General features: G+C 71.5%; 17 protein-coding genes and 1 pseudogene. 6 read left to right on the top strand and 12 right to left on the bottom strand.

The window, feature by feature from the left end; translation table 11 throughout:
* Positions 1-26: 26 nt before the first annotated feature.
* From gap to IZR01_RS25245, 5 genes are all read right to left on the bottom strand, one after another.
* Positions 27-1,025, bottom strand: a complete 999-nt coding sequence (gene gap, locus IZR01_RS25265; protein WP_194925288.1) for a type I glyceraldehyde-3-phosphate dehydrogenase — start codon at positions 1,023-1,025, stop codon at positions 27-29.
* 157 nt (positions 1,026-1,182) lie between these two features.
* A complete protein-coding gene (locus IZR01_RS25260; RefSeq protein ID WP_194894336.1) occupies positions 1,183-2,139 on the bottom strand; it encodes a GlxA family transcriptional regulator in 957 nt (318 codons plus the stop codon).
* Positions 2,140-2,363: 224 nt separating this feature from the next.
* On the bottom strand, positions 2,364-3,371 hold the full coding sequence (locus tag IZR01_RS25255) for an alpha/beta hydrolase (RefSeq protein ID WP_194925287.1): 1,008 nt from the start codon (positions 3,369-3,371) through the stop codon (positions 2,364-2,366).
* A 20-nt stretch (positions 3,372-3,391) separates the two neighbouring features.
* On the bottom strand, positions 3,392-4,294 hold the full coding sequence (locus tag IZR01_RS25250; protein ID WP_194925286.1) for an alpha/beta fold hydrolase: 903 nt from the start codon (positions 4,292-4,294) through the stop codon (positions 3,392-3,394).
* A gap of 109 nt (positions 4,295-4,403) precedes the next feature.
* Positions 4,404-5,036: a TetR/AcrR family transcriptional regulator gene (locus IZR01_RS25245; RefSeq protein WP_194894337.1), complete on the bottom strand. Its 633-nt coding sequence runs from the start codon at positions 5,034-5,036 to the stop codon at positions 4,404-4,406.
* Between the two features lie 107 nt (positions 5,037-5,143).
* On the opposite strand from IZR01_RS25245, the gene IZR01_RS25240 reads away from it, so the two are divergent.
* Positions 5,144-5,671: a DinB family protein gene (locus IZR01_RS25240; protein WP_194894323.1), complete on the top strand. Its 528-nt coding sequence runs from the start codon at positions 5,144-5,146 to the stop codon at positions 5,669-5,671.
* 61 nt (positions 5,672-5,732) lie between these two features.
* On the opposite strand, the gene IZR01_RS25235 is transcribed toward IZR01_RS25240, so the two are convergent.
* The 3 genes from IZR01_RS25235 to IZR01_RS25225 all read right to left on the bottom strand — a co-directional run bounded on the left by IZR01_RS25235 (position 5,733) and on the right by IZR01_RS25225 (position 9,439).
* A complete protein-coding gene (locus IZR01_RS25235; protein WP_323747090.1) occupies positions 5,733-6,584 on the bottom strand; it encodes a helix-turn-helix domain-containing protein in 852 nt (283 codons plus the stop codon).
* Between the two features lie 220 nt (positions 6,585-6,804).
* A complete protein-coding gene (locus tag IZR01_RS54390) occupies positions 6,805-7,479 on the bottom strand; it encodes a fasciclin domain-containing protein (RefSeq protein ID WP_194894324.1) in 675 nt (224 codons plus the stop codon).
* 187 nt (positions 7,480-7,666) lie between these two features.
* Positions 7,667-9,439, bottom strand: a complete 1,773-nt coding sequence (locus IZR01_RS25225) for a molybdopterin-dependent oxidoreductase (protein WP_194925285.1) — start codon at positions 9,437-9,439, stop codon at positions 7,667-7,669.
* Between the two features lie 159 nt (positions 9,440-9,598).
* Here IZR01_RS25225 and sigK point away from each other — a divergent pair, with 159 nt between their 5' ends.
* From sigK to IZR01_RS25210, 3 genes are all read left to right on the top strand, one after another.
* Entirely contained in the window at positions 9,599-10,183 is a 585-nt protein-coding gene (sigK, locus tag IZR01_RS25220) for an ECF RNA polymerase sigma factor SigK (RefSeq protein ID WP_194894326.1), read from the top strand.
* Between the two features lie 5 nt (positions 10,184-10,188).
* Positions 10,189-10,935 (top strand): anti-sigma factor, encoded by a 747-nt coding sequence (locus tag IZR01_RS25215; RefSeq protein WP_194894327.1) that lies wholly within the window; start codon positions 10,189-10,191, stop codon positions 10,933-10,935.
* A 70-nt stretch (positions 10,936-11,005) separates the two neighbouring features.
* The gene (locus IZR01_RS25210) at positions 11,006-11,437 is read left to right on the top strand and encodes a DUF302 domain-containing protein (protein ID WP_228560192.1); all 432 of its coding nucleotides are present in this window, start codon (positions 11,006-11,008) and stop codon (positions 11,435-11,437) included.
* Positions 11,438-11,653: 216 nt separating this feature from the next.
* Here IZR01_RS25210 and IZR01_RS25205 read toward each other — a convergent pair.
* Positions 11,654-12,037 (bottom strand): annotated as a pseudogene (locus IZR01_RS25205) (hypothetical protein); the annotation flags it as partial.
* A 113-nt stretch (positions 12,038-12,150) separates the two neighbouring features.
* Here IZR01_RS25205 and IZR01_RS25200 point away from each other — a divergent pair.
* Positions 12,151-13,155 (top strand): threonine ammonia-lyase, encoded by a 1,005-nt coding sequence (locus IZR01_RS25200; RefSeq protein WP_194925284.1) that lies wholly within the window; start codon positions 12,151-12,153, stop codon positions 13,153-13,155.
* Positions 13,156-13,222: 67 nt separating this feature from the next.
* Here the strand turns inward: IZR01_RS25200 and IZR01_RS25195 are convergent, their stop codons facing one another.
* Positions 13,223-14,248 (bottom strand): alpha/beta hydrolase, encoded by a 1,026-nt coding sequence (locus tag IZR01_RS25195; protein WP_194925283.1) that lies wholly within the window; start codon positions 14,246-14,248, stop codon positions 13,223-13,225.
* Between the two features lie 58 nt (positions 14,249-14,306).
* Between IZR01_RS25195 and IZR01_RS25190 the strand changes: the two genes are divergently transcribed.
* Positions 14,307-14,834 (top strand): MerR family transcriptional regulator, encoded by a 528-nt coding sequence (locus IZR01_RS25190; protein WP_194925282.1) that lies wholly within the window; start codon positions 14,307-14,309, stop codon positions 14,832-14,834.
* Here IZR01_RS25190 and IZR01_RS25185 read toward each other — a convergent pair.
* Both IZR01_RS25185 and IZR01_RS25180 read right to left on the bottom strand, forming a co-directional pair.
* On the bottom strand, positions 14,831-15,376 hold the full coding sequence (locus IZR01_RS25185; protein ID WP_194894332.1) for a GNAT family N-acetyltransferase: 546 nt from the start codon (positions 15,374-15,376) through the stop codon (positions 14,831-14,833). The genes IZR01_RS25190 and IZR01_RS25185 overlap by 4 nt on opposite strands.
* Positions 15,373-17,124 (bottom strand): FUSC family protein (locus tag IZR01_RS25180; RefSeq protein WP_194925281.1); only part of this gene is annotated, 1,752 nt, incomplete at its 5' end. The genes IZR01_RS25185 and IZR01_RS25180, both read right to left, overlap by 4 nt.

The raw sequence follows: 17,124 nt of genomic DNA, 5'->3' as shown, positions 1-17,124 counted from the left end.
CACCCGTACCGGGGACCGGGGACCGGTCAGCCCGCGGCGAGCAGTTCCAACGTGTCGACCACCCGGTGGGAGAAACCCCACTCGTTGTCGTACCAGGCGACCACCTTGACGTGCCGCCCCTCGACCCGGGTCAGCGCCGAGTCGAAGATCGCCGAGGCCGGGTTGCCGACGATGTCGGAGGACACCAGCGGGTCCTCGGTGTACTCGAGGATGCCGGCGAGGAAGCCCTGGGCGGCGGTGCGGTAGGCGGTGAGGACGTCGTCGCGGGTCACGTCGCGGCTGACGGTGGTGTTGAGTTCGACCAGCGAGCCGACCGGGACCGGGACCCGGATCGAGTCGCCGGAGAGCTTGCCGTGCAGGTTGGGCAGGACCAGGCCGATCGCCTTGGCGGCGCCGGTGGTGGTGGGCGTGATGTTGACGGCGGCGGCGCGGGCCCGGCGGGGATCGCGGTGCGGGCCGTCCTGGAGGTTCTGCTCCTGCGTGTAGGCGTGGATGGTGGTCATGAAGCCGTGCTCGATGCCGGCCAGGCCGTCGAGCACCGCGGCCAGCGGGGCCAGCGCGTTGGTGGTGCACGAGGCGTTCGAGACGATCGTGTGCGCGGCCGGGTCGTAGGCCTCGGAGTTGACGCCGTACGCGAGCGTGACGTCGGCGCCGTCGGACGGCGCGCTGACGAGCACCTTCCTCGCCCCGGCGGTCAGGTGCTCGCCGGCGGCCTTGGCCGCCGTGAACCGGCCGGTCGCCTCCAGCACGATGTCGACCCCGAGATCCGCCCAGGGCAGCTGCCCCGGCTCCCGCTCGGCGAGCACCGTGATCCGGCGGTTGTCGACGACGAGCGTGTTGCCGTCCACGCTCACCGGACGGCCGAGGCGGCCGGCGGTGGTGTCGTAGGCGAGCAGCCGGGCGAGGGCGGCCGGATCGGTGAGGTCGTTGACGGCGGCGACTTCCAAGTCGCTGCCCCGTTCCAGCAGGGCGCGCAGCACGTTGCGGCCGATGCGGCCGAATCCGTTGATGGCGATGCGGGTCATGGCGATTTCCTTTCGTCTTGCTCACGAGTCTCGCCTGCGCCGATCCGCCTCGGCAGTGGCGTGAGCGCCATGGTTCGAAAGGATCGCGCCAGCGGCCGGTGCGCCGGACAGCCGTCTACTCGCCGTCGACTACTCGCCGTCGTCTACTCGCCGACGTCTACTCGCCCCGGGTGAACGTGCGCCGGTACTCGCTCGGGGTGGTGCCGAGGATGCGCTGGAAGTGCGTCCGCAGGTTCGCACCGGTGCCGAGCCCGACGTCGTGTGCGATCTGCTCGATCCCGCGCTGCGACCGCTCCAGCAGTTCCCGCGCCAGGTCGATGCGGGCGCGCATGACCCACTGCATCGGCGTGTAGCCGGTGTCCTCGGCGAAGCGCCGCGAGAACGTGCGCGCTGAGACCGCCGCGTGCTCGGCGAGCGTTTCCAGACTGAGCGGTTCGGCGAGCCGGTGCAGTGCCCACTCGCGGGTGGCGGCGAACCGTTCGCCGAGCGGTTCGGGAACGCTGCGCGGCACGAACTGTGCCTGGCCGCCGCTGCGATAGGGGGCCGCCACCAGACGCCGGGCCGCGTGGTTCGACGCCGACACCCCGAGGTCGCCACGCAGGATGTGCAGACACAGGTCGATGCCCGAGGCGGCGCCGGCCGATGTCAGCACCCTGCCTTCGTCGACGAACAGCACGTTCTCGTCGAGCCGCACCCGCGGATACTTGCGCGCGAGGGCCCGCGTGTAGTGCCAGTGCGTCGTGGCACGCCGGTCATCGAGCAGGCCGGTGGCGGCGAGCGCGAAGGCACCGGTCGAGATCGCGGCCAGGCGCGCGCCCCGATCGTGCGCCGCGATCAGCGCCTGGACGACGGCCGGCGGCGGGTCGTCCCGGTCCGGGACCCGATAGCCGGGGATGAAGACGATGTCGGCCCAGGCCAGCGCCTCCAGCCCATGCGCGACGTGGTACGCCAGGCCGTCGCCGCCGGTCACCAGCCCGGGTGCGGCGCCGCACACCCGCACCTCGTAGGGCATGCTCGCGCGGGTGGTGAACACCTGCGCCGGGATGCCGACGTCCAGCGGCTTCGCGCCTTCCAGCACCAGGACCGCGATACGGCGCAGGCGGGCCGACTGCACGTGTTCGGGCGGCGCATGTTCGGGAGGCACATGTTCGGACGGCACGGGGATCGGGGCGCTGGCGTCGCCTGCCCGACCGGAGATCATGGCGAAATCCTAGTTCCCCGGGCCGAACGGGCAGCCTGGACGACGCCACGGCATCGGCTCGGCGCTGTTGGCGGAGTCGTTGCGGAGTCGTTGCGGCTGGCGCGCACGGCAGGGCACGCCAATCTCCAGGCTTTGGGCTATCGGCCGCTGGTGGACCGACTCAAGGTGGAGTTCGATGTCGGTTGAGGATTCGATGTTCGCTGAGGACTCGGTGTCGGCTGAGAACCGAGGAGCCGCCGCCGCAAGAAGGAGACTTCGGCGTCGACGGCTTCCTCATGCCCCTCTAGGAACGGCGCGTAGTGTCCGCCGGGCATCCGCACCAGCTCGGCGCCGGGGACGCGGCGGGCCACGGCGACGGCCGGCGCGGCGAGGGCGGTCTGGTCTTGGTCGCAGGCGAGGACCAGGAGGGGGCAGCGGATGCGGGAGGCGTCGCGGCCGGGGCGGTAGACGCCGATGGTGAGTGCGGAGCGGGCGGCGATCTCCTGGCGCCACTCGGGATAGACGTCGCCCGGGTTGAGGGCTCGGTTGCCGTCCAGGCTGTCGGGGGTGGTGAGCATCGCGACGGTGCCCGGCCGGCCGGCGAGCGAGATCAGCAGCGGGGGGCGGCCGACGAGTCCGCCGAGGGCGTCGAGGACGCCGCGGGCCGTCGTACGCAGCGCGGCGAGCGGCTTCTGGTGGCGGATCGCTGCGCGGGCCGCCACCGGACCGTCGCTGAGCGGGGTCTGGGCGATCGCCGCCGCGACGCCCGGGGTGCGGGCGGCGACGGTGAAGACGTGGCCGCCGGACAGGGAGAAGCCCCAGATCGCGATCCGGTGCGGGTCGACGCCGGGCAGGGTCGCGGCGAAGGCGATGGCCGACTGCCAGTCGGCGAGTTGTTCCTTCATCCGGATGATCTGGCGCGGCCGGCCGCCGCTCTCGCCGAGGCGGCGGTAGTCGAAGGCCAGGACGCTGAATCCCGCTTCGTTGAACCGCTTCGCGAACAGGTCGGTGCCGGGTTCCTTCGTCACCGCGCCGCCCGCGGCCATGATGACGCAGCCCCCGTTGGTGCCCGGGTAGTGCCATGCGACGAGTTCGGTGCCGTCGCTGGCGAATCGGACCTTCTCGCGACTGCCGGCAAAGAGATTGTCAATGCCTATATTAGACATGGGTCGTCGTCCCTTCTCGATCAGGGTTGGTTCGGGCAAGGTTGGTTCGGGTTGCCGGCCAGGTTGTCGGCCGGGTCCAGGAAGCGCCGGATCTCCGCGGCGAGCCGGATCGGCTGGTCCAGCGGGATGAGCGTGTAGGAGTCCTCGATCTCGACCAGGCGGGCGTCCGGAAGCAGTTCGGCGAGCCGAAGGCCGTGCTCCGGCGGCATCACCCGATCCCCTCGCGCCCACACGACCAGCGTCGGACGCTCGAACCGCGCCAGCTTCCCGGCGGCGTCGACGAGCAGGTTCGGATCGGCGGCCGCGGCACGCAGCACCCGCACCGTGTCGCGGCGGATCTCCGGCCGCGTCCAGATGGGCCGCAGCCACCGCTTCACGACCGCGTCGCCGCGCTTGGTCAGCCAGCCGAACGCCAGCGGCAGGCGGCGCACCGGCTTCAGCCGCATCTGCTGCATGAACATGCCGAACAGCGCCGGGGAGAGCTTGCCGGTGCGGAACAGCGTGCGGCCGGTCAGTCCGGGCGGGAAGTTGTCGAACGCGTCGCACGAGACCAGGACCACCCGAGCGACCCGCTCCGGCCGCGCGCCGTCGGCCATCAGCAGCTGGGCGAGCAGGCCGCCGGTGTCGTTGCCGACCAGGGTGACGTCCCGTAGATCGAGCACGTCCAGGAACTCGGCGACCAGGGCGGCCAGGGCGCGCGGCGACACGTCCGCGTCCGGTCGCAGCCCCTTGCGATGCGCGCCCAGCGGCAGGACCGGGACCACGCAGCGGTGGTGCGGGGCGAGTTCGTCGGCGACGGCGGCCCACAGCGTCTCGTCCATCAGCAGGCCGTGGAGGAAGACGAGCGTGGAGGCTGGTTTCGGGCCCGCGCCGGGGCGGTCCTCGTACTCGATGGCACCTGCGGAAAGCTCGACCGAATTCATGCGGTGGTACCTCCTCGGTTAAAGTGAACCACATGGTTCACATCTATGCCCAGGGAGGAACGAGTCCGCGCGCCGAGACCGGATAGGGGCCGAATAAGACCAGCGCAGATCAGCCCGCCGCCTCCTCCCGCTCCAGCATCCGCAGCAGCGCCTCGAACCCGGCCTCGCCGCCGCTGGCACCGTCCGATCCGCCGGTTCGGCGCTGCACCAGGAAGCCGCGCAGTGCGGCGAAGACCAGCTCGGCGATCTCGTCCTTGTGCTGGTCGCTCCACTGCGGCGGGCACATCTCACGCAGCGCCGGGAGGAAGTGGCCGGCGGCGTCGACGGCGAGGGCCGCGTGCCGCTCCGGGTCGTACATCGCCAGGCCCAGCGCCTGGTCCAGGGCGCGTTGCCCCTCCCCCGTGCCGGTCAGCACCGGCCAGACCGCGCGCACCCGGCCCGCGAGGGTCTGCGCGTGGTCCGGCGCGAAGGCCGCGGCCAGCGAGGAGGCCAGGCGGCGCTCCCGCAGCAGCTCGACGGCTTCGCGCAGCAGGTCCTCGGCACCGTCGAAGTGGTAGAGCAGCACCTTGTGGGTGGTGCCGGCCGCCTTGGCCGCGCGCCGCAGCGAGAGGTCGACCAGGCCGTGTGCGGCCAGATCGTCGGTGACCAGTTCGAGCAGTTCGCGGCGGCGGGCCTGGGCGCGGGGCGTGCCGACGGAGCGACGGTAGCCCGCCGGGGCGGCGTTCTCGGAGTCTTCCTTCACGCCCCAAGCTTCCCTGATCTCAGCCGCGCCGCCGCCGAACACACGCGGTGCCGACACACGCTGCACCGAACACACGCTGCGCGCCAGGCATGTAGTTAGCTGGAACCGTGCACGAACTCAGAGCCCTGCTCCGCGAGTACGACCGCGCCCGCGCCTACACCGACGACCTCTGGCGCGACCTGACCCCGGACGAGGTGACCTGGCGCCCGCACGAGAACTCCAGCGCCATCGGCTGGCACCTCGGCCACCAGGCGCACGTGGCGCACTTCATGATCCGCAACCTGACCGCGGCCGAACCCAGCCCCGACCCGGAGCTGGACGGGCTGATGGACTCGGCGAACCCGGAGAAGTTCCGCGGCACGCTGCCGACGATCGGACGGCTCAGCACGTTCCGCACCACCGTCGCCGAGCGCGTCCACGCCCGCATCGGCGACATCGCGGGCGGCAGCGTCGGCGCGCCGGGGCAGATGACGATCGTCGCCGGCCACCTGCTGACCGCGCTGATCAACCACGAGTACCAGCACGACCAGTGGATCGGCGAGGTGCGGGCCGACAGCCTCGGCCATGCGCTGCCGCCCGATCCGGTCGCGGATGGGCTTGGGCGTGTCGACGGTTATCTGGTGCTCGACCTGTAGGGCATCTGTGGCTTGTAGGGCGTCTAGGGGCTTGTAGGGCCATTTGCGGGCCGTACGGGGTTCAGACCCCGGCCCCCACCACTCCCGCGAGCCGCAACTTGGTCTCGTCCTCGCTCCCCGGCAGCGCCGTGTAAACCACGATCTTGAGATCCGTGTCCGTGTCGACCAGCACATCACAGTCCACTGTGATGTCCCCGATCGCCGGGTGCCGGATCGTCTTGTGGTCCTCGGCGTGCCCGCCGACCGCGCCCTCGTGCCACAGCTTCGCGAAGCGCTCGTTGCCCGCCAGCGTGCGCCGGATCGCCTCGGCCAGGCGAGGGTCGTCGGGGTAGCGGGTGGAAGCGCGCCGCAGATCGGCGACCATGGCGCGGTCGGTGACCTCCGGTTGGGTGGAGACGACCGGCCAGGCCGCGAGCAGCGGGCCGCCGTCGGCCACGGGAAAGCGGGAGCGCAGCAGGCTGCGTTCCTCGACCGGGATCTCCAGCGGAGAGCCCATCAGCCCCGCCCAGCTGCGGTTCCACCACACCAGGCGCCAGTCGGCGGCGAAGACGGCGGCCGGGCTGTCGCCGAGGTGGCCCAGCACGCGCTGCATGCCCGGCGGCACGTGGTCGCTGATCAGCCCGCCGCCGGGCGGTTGCAGGCCCGCGAGCCGGAACAGGTGGTCGCGTTCGGCGAGCGTCAGTTGCAACGCCCGCGCCAAGGCGGCGGCGACCTGCGCGGAGGGCGAGGTGGAGCGGCCCTGCTCCAGCCGGACCACGTAGTCCACCGACACCCCGGCCAGCTCCGCGAGGTCTTCGCGCCGCAGCCCCGGCGCGCGGCGACCCCGCGCGACCGGCAGCCCGACCGCCTCCGGCGGCAGCCGATCGCGCCAGACCCGGATCGTCGCCCCCAGGCTCAGCTCGTCAACGCTCACCGTTCCATTGTGCGCCAGGCGTGGAAGCCGCAGGTCACGCGAGGGGGGTACTGGTTTTCCCACCGTCGGGACTTGGTCATCAAGCCCGCGTGATCTCCCGCCCCGGCATCGGCTCCGCGAGCGCCAGCCGCCGCCGCGGCGCCCCGGCGCCCCGGAGCCCTCACCGAAGTACTGCGCCTCGTGCGCCACCTGCCCGCGCTGAGGTTCGGGCTCCGCGACCTCAGCTGGCGGGCATCAGGACCGTGTCGACGATGTACACGGTCGCGTTGGCGGTCTGCACGTTCCCGCAGACCACGTTGGCCCCGTTCACCTGGAACGACTGCCCGGAGCCGGTCACGTTCACCGTGCCGCCCTCCAGTGTGGCGTGGGTGCCCGCCAGCTGGTCCGGCGACAGGCGGCCGGAGACCACGTGGTAGGTCAGGATCTTGGTGAGCTTGGTCTTGTCGGCCAGCACCGCCTTGAGGGTGTCGGCCGGGATCTTGGTGAAGGCGTCGTTGGTCGGGGCGAACACGGTGATGCCCTGCGCGCTGTTCAGGGTGTCCACCAGACCCGCCGCCTGCACCGCGGTGACCAGGGTCGACAGCACTGGGTTGGCGCTGGCGGCGGTGGCGACCGGGGCGGTGGCCATGCCGGTGAAGCTGCCGGCGCCGGTGGACGGCACCGCGGCGCAGGCCGAGCCGAACGGGGCCGAGGACGAGCCGGCGCTCATCGACGGGCTGCCTGTGCTGGAGGCGGAAGCCGAAGTCGGGCCGGAGGACGGGGCGGCGCTGGTGGAGGTACTGGCAGCGGCGGCCGCGGACGGCTTGCTCGAACTGCTGCCGCACGCGCTCGCGCTCACGGCGATGGCCGCCGAGCACAGCACGGCGGCGGCGGTCTTGCTGCGGGTGGAGAACATGATCAGATCCTTGATTCGTGGAGTGTCTGGGTCCTGCTGACATCTGGTGTTCGTGGCCGGTGCGGGCTCGGATTGGTCAAAGTTCTTAGGCGCACCCGGTCGAGCGGACGGCGGGCGGATCAGACCGGATCAGGCTGGATCGGGCTGGATGAGACCGGATGAGATCGGATCAACCGCGTCAACCGGATCAGACCGCGGTGATGACCACCGAATGCCAGCCGGTGGCGCCGTTCGGGACGGTGTCGACGCGCTGCTCCGGCTGCACGGCCCCGGTGGCGTCGGTGGCGCGCACTTCAAGCTTGTGCAGACCGGGCACCAGGTTCAGCTCGCGGGTCCACTGCCGCCACGTATCAGGGGTGTCGGCGGCGGCCAGGTGCGCGAGCTGCCAGGGGCCGCCGTCGGCGCGCACCTCGACGGCGTCGATGCCGCGGTGCGTGGCCCAGGCGACGCCGGCGGCGGTGACCGGGCCGGCCGGGACCCGGGCGAAGGGCTTCGGCACGTCGATGCGGGACGCGGTCTTCACCGGCGCGATCTGCGAGTAGCCGCGCCGCACCCAGTACGAGTCGTAGCCGGCGAACGTGGTCAGCTCCAGGTCCACCACCCACTTGGTGGCCGACACGTAGCCGAAGAACCCCGGGACCAGCATCCGGCAGGGGAAGCCGTGGGCGATCGGCAGCGGTTCGCCGTTCATCGCCACCGCCAGCAGTCCGGTGCGGCCGTCGAGCACTGATTCGACCGGCGTGCCGATCGTCATCCCGTCGATGGAACGGCCGACCAGCTGATCGGCGCCGCGCTGGACGCCGGCTTCGCGCAGCAGAGCCGCCAGCGACGCGCCGATCCAGCGCGCGGTGCCGACGTAGGGGCCGCCGACCTCGTTCGAGACGCACGACAGCGTCTGGTCGTGCTCGATGAGCGGCCGATTCAGCAGCTCGGCAAACGACAACTCAAGGGGGCGGTCGACCATGCCCCGGATCCGCAGCGTCCACGCGTCCGGATCGACCTGTGGCAGGACCAAGGCGGTGTCGACGCGGTAGAAGTCCGAGTTCGGGGTGATGAAGGAGGACAGTCCCGCGACGTTCGGGTGCACGGCCGACGGGATCGCCGCGGCGCGCGTGGCCGGGGCTGGGATCCGCACGCGGGAGCGTTTCAGGGCGACGTTGTAGCGCTTGTCCACGACGGCGCGGCCGACCAACCCGCTGACGGCGGCCGTGCCGGCGGCACCGGCGGCCAGGGTCAGGAAGCCTCGGCGATCCTGTGCCCAGGACGGGAGGCGTGAGGCCGGGGCTTCGGCGGCTGGCCCGGTCTGGCCTGTGTCTTGACCAGATTCGGCAGGTTTGGCCGGTTCGACAGATCCGAATTCGACATCTTCGACGCCGCTATACGAGGTCTGATAACTGCGCACCAAGAGCACCATCGCCGCCCCGGCCACCACCGCGCCGAGGACCGACGGCCACAGGTCCCCGCCCCGCGCCGTGGGACGTGAAAGTGCGGCCCAGGCACCGACCGCCCCGAACACCGCCACCAGGCCGACCCCGACCGTCAGCCGACGCACCGCCAGGATCCCGGCGGCCACCGCGATCGCGGCCAGCGTGAGGTAGATCCCGGTGAGCAGCACCGGTTTGTCGTCGGTTCCGAAGTTCCGGATCGCGTACTCCTTCAGCGGCGTCGGCGTCAGGTCGATCGCCGCCGAGCCGACCGCGATCGCCGGGGCCGTCCGCGGTCCGGACCAGACGGCGACCGACTCCCCCACGCCGACTGCCAGACCGGCGGTGATCAGTCCGATCATCACGCCGGGTATCGCCCGCGCCGCCGTGCCGACCGCCTTGCCGGCTGCCTTGGCGAGCGCCTTGCCGACTGCCCCACCGCGCGCCGTGCCGACCGCCTTGCCGACTGCCTTGCCGACGGCCCTGGCAACCGCCCTGCCGACCGAATCGCCGACCGTCCTCCCGAAGCGCCTCATGCCGCCCATTCGGAGCGGCGCTCGGCGCGGATTGGAATCCGACACGTTCAGACCAATCCAGGACGCCTTCGGCACCGAATGGGAATCGTGAGGCGAGAATCGCAAGAGGCGGTGCGGCACAGCGCCGCGGACTGCCTCCAGGAGCGGAGACGAGGGCCGATGCTCGGACGTACCAGCTCCAAAGCCGACACTGGAGAAGAGGCGTCGCTGGAGTCCCACCTCCACCGCGTCGCGCTCGGCGACCGCGAGGCCTTCGACGAGGTCTACGGACAACTCGCCGGCCCGATCCTGGGCGTGGCCCGCCGGGTCCTGCGCGATCCAGCGCAGGCCGAGGAGGTGGCCCAGGAGGTGCTGGTCGAGATCTGGCGCACCGCCAGCCGCTTCGACGCCGCGCGCGGCTCGGCCCGGGCCTGGGCGCTGACCATGGCGCACGCCCGGGCCGTGGACCGGGTGCGCTCGGCCGACGCCGCCACCCGCCGCGAGGCCCGGGCCGCCGAGCTGATGGTCGAGGCGCCGTTCGACCAGGTGGTCGAGGCGGTCGAGGCGCGGCTGGACCGGCAGCGGGTCCGCCACTGTCTGGAAGGGCTGACGGAACTGCAACGCCAGTCCGTCACGTTGGCTTACTACGGCGGATACACCTATTCGCAGGTAGCGCATCTATTGGACACGCCGCTGGGCACAGTGAAAACCCGTCTGCGCGACGGGCTGGCCCGGCTCCGCGACTGCCTGGGGGTGGGAGGATGAGCGCGATGGATCCGGAAGTCCACTCATTGACCGGCGCCTATGTGTGCCACGCGCTGGAACCGGACGAGCGTGCGGCTTTCGAACGTCACCTGGCCCAGTGCCCGACGTGCGCCGCCGAAGTGGCCGAGCTGCGGGAGACCGCGGCGTTGCTGGCCTCGGCCGCCGCCGAGACGCCGCCGGCCCGGCTGAAGGCCGCGGTCGACGCCCGGATCGCCGTCACCCGGCAGATCCCGCCGCTGGTCGACCACGGCCCGCTGCGCGCGTCCGCATCCGCGTCCGCCCGGCCGCCCCGGCGCCGCTGGTTCGCCGCCGCCGGGTGGGGGCTGGCCGCCGCTATGGCGGTCGTGGTGGCGGTGCTGGGGATCCGGGTGAGCGACCAGCAGAACCAGATCGACCAGGCCCGGCAGCACAGCACCACGATCTCGCAGCTGTTGTCGGCGCCGGACGCGCACTCCGACAGCGCGAGCGTGAGCACCGGGGGGACCGGCACCGTCTTGGTGTCCCGATCCCGCGACGAGGCCGCGATCAGCGTCGCCGGACTGGCGAGACTGGCGCCGGGCAAGGCGTATCAGCTGTGGATGATCGGACCGTCCGGGACGCGTTCGGGCGGCGTGCTGCCCGCGACCGCCTCGGACTCGGTCGTGGCCCACGGTCTGGGCGACGCCCTGACCATCGGGCTGACCGTGGAGCCGGCCGGCGGTTCGACTCAGCCCACGACGACGCCGGTGATGCTGCTGCCGATGCCGGCCTGAGCAGATACGGCCTGGGCAGAAACGGCTTGAGCAGAACGGCCTGAACAGAAATGGCCTGGGCAGAAGCGGCTTGAGCAGAGAGGAACCGATGGACGACCACGGGATGGAGACGGTGGCCAGCGGCTGGAGCGTCGGCGAGACGATCGATCGCTTGCAGGCGGTGGTCACCGGGGCCGGGCTGCGGGTGTTCGCGCGGATCGACCACGCGGGCGGTGCCGCCGAGGTGGGGATGGAGCTTCGGCCGACGGAGCTGCTGATCTTCGGCAACCCGCGCGGCGGGACCCCGCTGATGCAGGACCGGCAGACCAGCGGGATCGACCTGCCGGTGAAGGCGCTCGCCTGGGAGGACGAGGGCGGCAAGGTGTGGCTGACGTACAACCGCGCCTCGTGGGTGGCCGAGCGGCATGGGCTCGGTGGGGAGAGTAAGGCTGCTGTCGAGGCTGTGGAGGCGGGGCTCGCGCAGGTGGTTCGGACGGCGGCCGGTTCGGCGGCTGTCGGGTAGCCGAAGCGCTCGCTGACGTTGGCGTTGTCGGGTAGCCGAAGCGCCCGTTGGCGCTGGCGTTGTCGGGTAGCCGAAGCGTCCGTTGGCGCTGGCGTTGTCGGGTAGCCGAAGCGCCCGTTGGCGCTGGCGTTGTCGGGTAGCCGAGGCCCTCGCTCGCGCTTTGCGTTGTCGGGTAGCTAGGCGCTCGCTCGATTTAGCGTCGTGCCTAAGCGCCAGTCATGCCACCAGCGGCAGCGCGGCGAACCGAGCGAGTTCGCTGAGGAGTGCGGTAGTCGCCGGCGTGTCCGGCGGATCGCCGTGCACCGCCGCGCTGACCAACCGTTCATGCCCGGCGAGCGCCACCGCCCGCACCGCCGGATTCCGTTGCGCGGCCAGCGCCAGGCCCGGCAGCGTCGTGACGCCCAGCCCGGCCGCGACCAGTGCCTGCACCGCCACATGGCCCGGGTGCGCGGCGGCGAACGCCGCGAACGCGGACGGGACGAACGTACCGAGCGCGGAGGGGAACGCGGCGAGCCGCACCCGGCCGGCTCGCAGCCCACTGATGGCGTCCAGCTCGGCCTCGGCCACGTCCATCCGGCCCAGGATCTCCTCGGCCCGCTCGGGGACACGGAGGCGGGCACGTCGAGCACACGGCGAATCTATCGATCCGGTCGATGGCCGCCCCGGAAAATCGGCATTAGACCTATGGGTGGCCACGGCCGAGGATGGGCCTCATGCCTCCCGCACTCGATCCTCCCGCACTCGACCCTCCCGCACTCAATCCTCCCGCACTCGATTTCGCCGATGTCGTCGCCGCCCGGAAACTGCTGGCTGAGCACCTGCCCGCCACCCCGATGTGGTCCTATCCCGCGCTGAACGAGCTGGCGGGCGCCACGGTCCATGTCAAGCACGAAAACGTCCAGCCGATCGGCGCGTTCAAGGTCCGCGGCGGCCTCACGCTGCTGGCGACGATGTCGCCGGAGCAGCGCTCGCGGGGGCTTGCCACGTACTCCACGGGGAACCACGCGCAGTCGTTGGCGTACGCGTGCTCGGTGTTCGGCGCTCGCTGCGCTGTCGTGATGCCGGCGGCGGCCAACGAGCAGAAGGTGCGGGCGGTGCGCGCACTCGGTGCGACTGTGGTGCTGCACGGCGCGGACATGGCCGGCGCACAGGCGCACGCCGAGGAACTGGCGGCCACAGAAGGGATGCAGCTGGTCAGCCCCGGCGACACCCCGGCGCTGATGGCCGGTGTGGGGACGGCCTATCTGGAGATCTTCGCGACACAGCCGGATTTGGACGCGGTGATCGTCCCGGTGGGTAGTGGTACCGGCGCGGCCGCCGCCGGACTGGTGGCCGCCACGGTCGCTCCGCACTGCCGGGTGATCGCGGTCCAATCGAGCGCGGCACCGGCGGCGCACGACTCGTGGCGCACGGGCGGCTGCGTCCAGCGCCCCAACCGCACCGTGATCGAGGGCTTGGCGACAGGCCGCGGCTTCGAGCTCCCGCAACAGCTGATGCGCGAACACGTCGCGGACTTCCGCCTGGTCTCGGACGCGCAGATCGCCCACGCGCAGCGCGTGATGGCCACCCACGCCCACACCCTCGCCGAGGGCGCGGGCGCCACGGCCCTGGCGGCGGTGCTGGCCGATCCGGGCGGCTTCGCGGGGCAGCGCGTCGCGGTGGTTTGCACGGGTGGCAATGCTTCGGATGGGGAGATCGCGGGGTTGGCGGGCGGTTGAGCAGCGGTGCCCGGTCGTGAGGTCTGCGGTTAAGACCGGGGGTTAAGACCGGGGTTAAGACCGAGGGTTAAGACCGAGGTACGGCGCCAGAGTCGAAGAATCGCCGCAGAGCAGTGGTCGCATCGTCGATAGCGGCCTTCGCATCGTCGAAGGGATGCCGAAGGAATTCGTGGATCATCCCGTCGTAACGCTTCACCGTGACCGGAACGCCCGCGGCAGCGAGGCGGCGGCCGTACTCCTCGCCCTCGTCGCGGAGGGCGTCGTATTCGGCGGTGATGATATGGGCCGGTGGGAGGGCGGTCAGGTCGGGTTCGAGGAGCGGGGAGACCAGCGGGTGCAGCTTCTCGGCCTCGGTGGTGAGGTAGTGGTTCATGAACCACTGCTGGGCCTCGCGGGTGATGTTGCCGTACTGGCCGGCGAGTTCGGTGATCGAGTGGTTGGTGCGGCGGAAGTCGAGGTCTGGGTAGATGAGCAGCTGGAAACCTATGTAGGGACCGCCGTTGGCGCGGGCCTTGAGGGTGACGACCGCCGCGAGGTTGCCGCCCGCGCTGTCGCCGGCGACGGCGATGCGGCTGGGGTCGACGCGGAGTTCGGCGGCGTGGTCGGCGATCCAGGCGGTCGCGGCGTAGCCGGCGTTGGGTTGGGCGGGGAACTTGTTCTCGGGCGCGAGCGGGTAGTCGACGGATACGACAACGCTCTGCGAACCGTTGGCCAGCACGCGTGCGAGGCCGTCGTGGGAGTCGAGATCGCCGAGCACGTAGCCGCCGCCGTGGAAGAACACGACGACTGGTAGCGGTCGAGCGCCGGTCGTGCCGGACACGCCCGTCGCGCCAGTCGCCTCAGTCGCGCCGGTCGCGCCGGTCGCGCCGGTCGGAATCCCGGCGGGGCGATAGATGCGCACCGGCACGTCACCGGCCTCAGTCCCGAGCACCCGCTCGCTAACCTCGGCGACCGGCTCGGGCTCGCCGACGGAAGCGGCGGACAGCCGGCGTGCCCCGGCGCGGGCGACTTCAGGCGTGACGGTGTGCAGGCCCGCGAAGTTGGCGGCGGCGAGCCGGCCCAGATGGGCTTGGACCTGGGGATGGAGCGGCATGGCTGAGGACCTTTCCCGGAGGGGTTGGGTGGAACGCCTCCAGGCTGTAAGTTGAAGCATGGTTCAAGTCAAGGGCGGCGTCGCAGGAAACGTCGCAGGCGGCCTCCGGACAGCGCCGGCATCGGGACGGCGACCGGAGCTGGACATCGCCGAAGTGGCCGCGCAGACCGGCATGGCGGCGTCAGCCCTCAGGTACTACGAACGCCGCGGCCTGATCGAGTCGAGCGGCCGCAACGGCCTGCGCCGCGCCTACAGCCCCGACGTCCTCGACCGCCTCACCCTCATCGGCTGCGCACAGGCCGCGGGTTTCACGCTGACGCAGATCGCGCGCTTCCTCGTCAGCACGCCGTCCGACACGGAACTCCGCAAGCAGCTGGCAGTGAAGGCCACCGCGCTGGATGAGGACATCGCACGCCTCACCCGCATGCGCGACAGCCTGCGCCACGCGTCCACCTGCCGCCACACGCCGCTCGTCGAGTGTCCGGAGTTCAAGTCGCGTATCAACGACGTCGGTGGCGCTACCAACGTCGATGTCGATGTCGATGTCGATGTCGATGTCGCCAACACCGCCGCCGACGCCGACTAAGCAGACACCGAGCGCCGCACCAAATCCTTGCTCAGCACCGCGAACTCCAGGTCGTCCCGACGCGGCTTGCCAAACCGCTCATCCCCATACGGGAACGGCTTCACCTCGCCGGTCCGCACATACCCGCGCCGCTCGTACCAGGCGATCAGGTCGGCCCGCTGCCGTAGCACGGTCATCTCCATGACGCTCAGCCCGAGCTCGTCGCGCGCCACCCGCTCGGCCTCGGCGATGACCTTCTTGCCCAGCCCCGTGCCCTGAGCCGTGGGGCGGACGGCGAACATCCCGAAGTACGCGTGCGTCCCCCGGTGCTGGAGCTGACAGCAGGCGACCGGCTCGCCGGCCAGCTCGACGACGATGATCCGGCTGTCGGGGGTCTCCACGACGGCGCGGACGTCGTCCTCGTCAGTGCGCTGACCGTCGAGCAGGTGCGCCTCGGTGGTCCACCCGGCCTTGCTGGACTCGCCGCGATAGGCGGACTCGATCAGCTGGACGAGCCACGGCACGTCGGCGGCCGTGGCGGTGCGGTACTTGGGTTCGCTCACACCAGAACGCTATCGGAAGCGCCGGGAACCACCACTCGTCCCTCGATGCTCGCGGCCAGCGCGCGATAGGTGCCGGCCAGCCCGGCCCCCGACGTCCGGCCGCCGACGAGCCGCAGCGGAACGTCGGCGAGCGCCCGCGCACGTCGAGCGATCGAGGCGTACCCGGCAAGCCGCTCCCGGACGCGGGCCGTATCGGCGCCGGATATCAGGGGCCTGGTCATTGGACGCGCTACGAGTGCGAGCTGACGCATGCGTTCTTCCATCGCGCGGACGTGCCCCGAGAGGTCTTGGGTCGCGGGCTCATCGGCATCATCAAGTGCCGCCGCACTGGCCCGCAGAAGCTCGACGACCGAGTCGAAGAACGCGCGCTCGGCGGCGTCCAGGGTGTCGCGGGTGCTCGTGGGCAGCACGACGAGTCCGACGATGATCCCCACCAGCGCGCCGAGCGCCGTCTCCTTCAGCCGGAGCTCCAGCAGGCTGGACGAGAGCTCGTGCAGCACCCCGTAGAGCTGCGCGACCATGATGGTGACGAAGAAGATCATGCCCGCGTAGGTCAGGTTCACGACGTAGAACCCACACGACATGCTGGCGACGATCACGACGACGGACAGGAGCGTGTGCCCGCTCGTCAGCTCGCCGAGGCCGAGGCCCACCGCGATCCCCACCGACGTTCCGAGCACCCGCGCCAGCGCCTTGTGCGAGGTCTCCGATCGGGTGGCGGTGCCGCCGAACGCGACGAAGGCGGCGATGACGGCCCAGTAATAGCGGGTCTCCGACAAGTGCCGTCCGAGGACGATCGCGAGCGCCCCGGCCAGCGCCACCTGCACCGCCTGCCGCGTCGGCAGCGACGCCCGGCTCAGCGGATTCCACCGGCCCCGGGCGGGAAGCGCGCCGGCGACGGCGGCGGATCCGGGGAGGCGGCCTTGGATGAGGACCACGGCCGGGGCGAATGGCTGGGATGCGGCGGGCGGCCTCGTGGTGCTCGCGGCACGCTGCGACGTGGCGGGCGGCCTCGTGGTGGTGCTCGCGGCATGCCGGGATCCGGCGGGTGGCATCATGGCGCTCGCAGCACGCTGGGATCCGGCTGGCGGCATCATGTCGCTCGCGGCGTGCTGGGATGCGGCTGGTGGCCTGCTGGCGCTCGCGGCGTGCTGGGAAGTGAATTCGCGGGCCGCGGAGGCGGGGACCGGGTGCCCGTCCGAGCGGGCGAGGGCCAGATCCGCGAGTGCCACGGCAGCCGCTGCAAAGCGCGGCAGCGGAGCTCGCAGAGCATCGATGGGGCCGATCGCGGTGGCCTCGAAAGCCGCGGCGGCATCAGCGCCGGCCGGGAGCGTCAGCGCAACCGCGTCGATCAGCTCGTAAGCGCCGTGGACCGCTGCGGCCTCGATGGCTCGCGCATCACGCGGCTCGATGATGCCGGCAAAATCTGTCGCAGCATCAATAGCCCGGGCATGTCGAGGCCTCGGAAGAACCTCAGCCAGCTCCGCAGCCTCGACAGCCCTCGCATGCCGCGGCCTTTCGAAACCGTCGTGAGCCCCGATGGCCGGCACATCACATGCCTCAAGAATCGCCGCCGAGGACGACCGCGACGTGCCGAGTTGGAGCTGTTGGAGGAACAGCTGGTCAAGCAGCTGCCACGTCAGTTCGCAGACCTGCGCGATGGCCTGGGCCGGGATCGCCTCGCCGAAGGAGCTCAGGCCGCCGCTGGGGTTGACCGGGATCCGGCCGCCGCGGCCTGCCTCGGGACC

This window comes from Catenulispora pinisilvae (assembly GCF_015356865.1).
Classification (GTDB): Bacteria; Actinomycetota; Actinomycetes; order Streptomycetales; family Catenulisporaceae; genus Catenulispora; species Catenulispora pinisilvae.
Note: the sequence above shows the minus strand (reverse complement) of the source record. Positions and strands in the feature narration are given on the sequence as shown.

Coding starts and splice junctions, on each gene's coding strand:
- IZR01_RS25255 (WP_194925287.1), bottom strand. CDS start 3,371: ATGTCTAATATAGGCATTGACAATCTCTTTGCCGGCAGTCGCGAGAAG.
- IZR01_RS25195 (WP_194925283.1), bottom strand. CDS start 14,248: ATGCCGCTCCATCCCCAGGTCCAAGCCCATCTGGGCCGGCTCGCCGCC.
- IZR01_RS25250 (WP_194925286.1), bottom strand. CDS start 4,294: ATGAATTCGGTCGAGCTTTCCGCAGGTGCCATCGAGTACGAGGACCGC.
- IZR01_RS25190 (WP_194925282.1), top strand. CDS start 14,307: ATGGTTCAAGTCAAGGGCGGCGTCGCAGGAAACGTCGCAGGCGGCCTC.
- IZR01_RS25225 (WP_194925285.1), bottom strand. CDS start 9,439: ATGAGGCGCTTCGGGAGGACGGTCGGCGATTCGGTCGGCAGGGCGGTT.
- gap (WP_194925288.1), bottom strand. CDS start 1,025: ATGACCCGCATCGCCATCAACGGATTCGGCCGCATCGGCCGCAACGTG.
- IZR01_RS54390 (WP_194894324.1), bottom strand. CDS start 7,479: ATGTTCTCCACCCGCAGCAAGACCGCCGCCGCCGTGCTGTGCTCGGCG.
- sigK (WP_194894326.1), top strand. CDS start 9,599: ATGCTCGGACGTACCAGCTCCAAAGCCGACACTGGAGAAGAGGCGTCG.
- IZR01_RS25215 (WP_194894327.1), top strand. CDS start 10,189: ATGGATCCGGAAGTCCACTCATTGACCGGCGCCTATGTGTGCCACGCG.
- IZR01_RS25200 (WP_194925284.1), top strand. CDS start 12,151: ATGCCTCCCGCACTCGATCCTCCCGCACTCGACCCTCCCGCACTCAAT.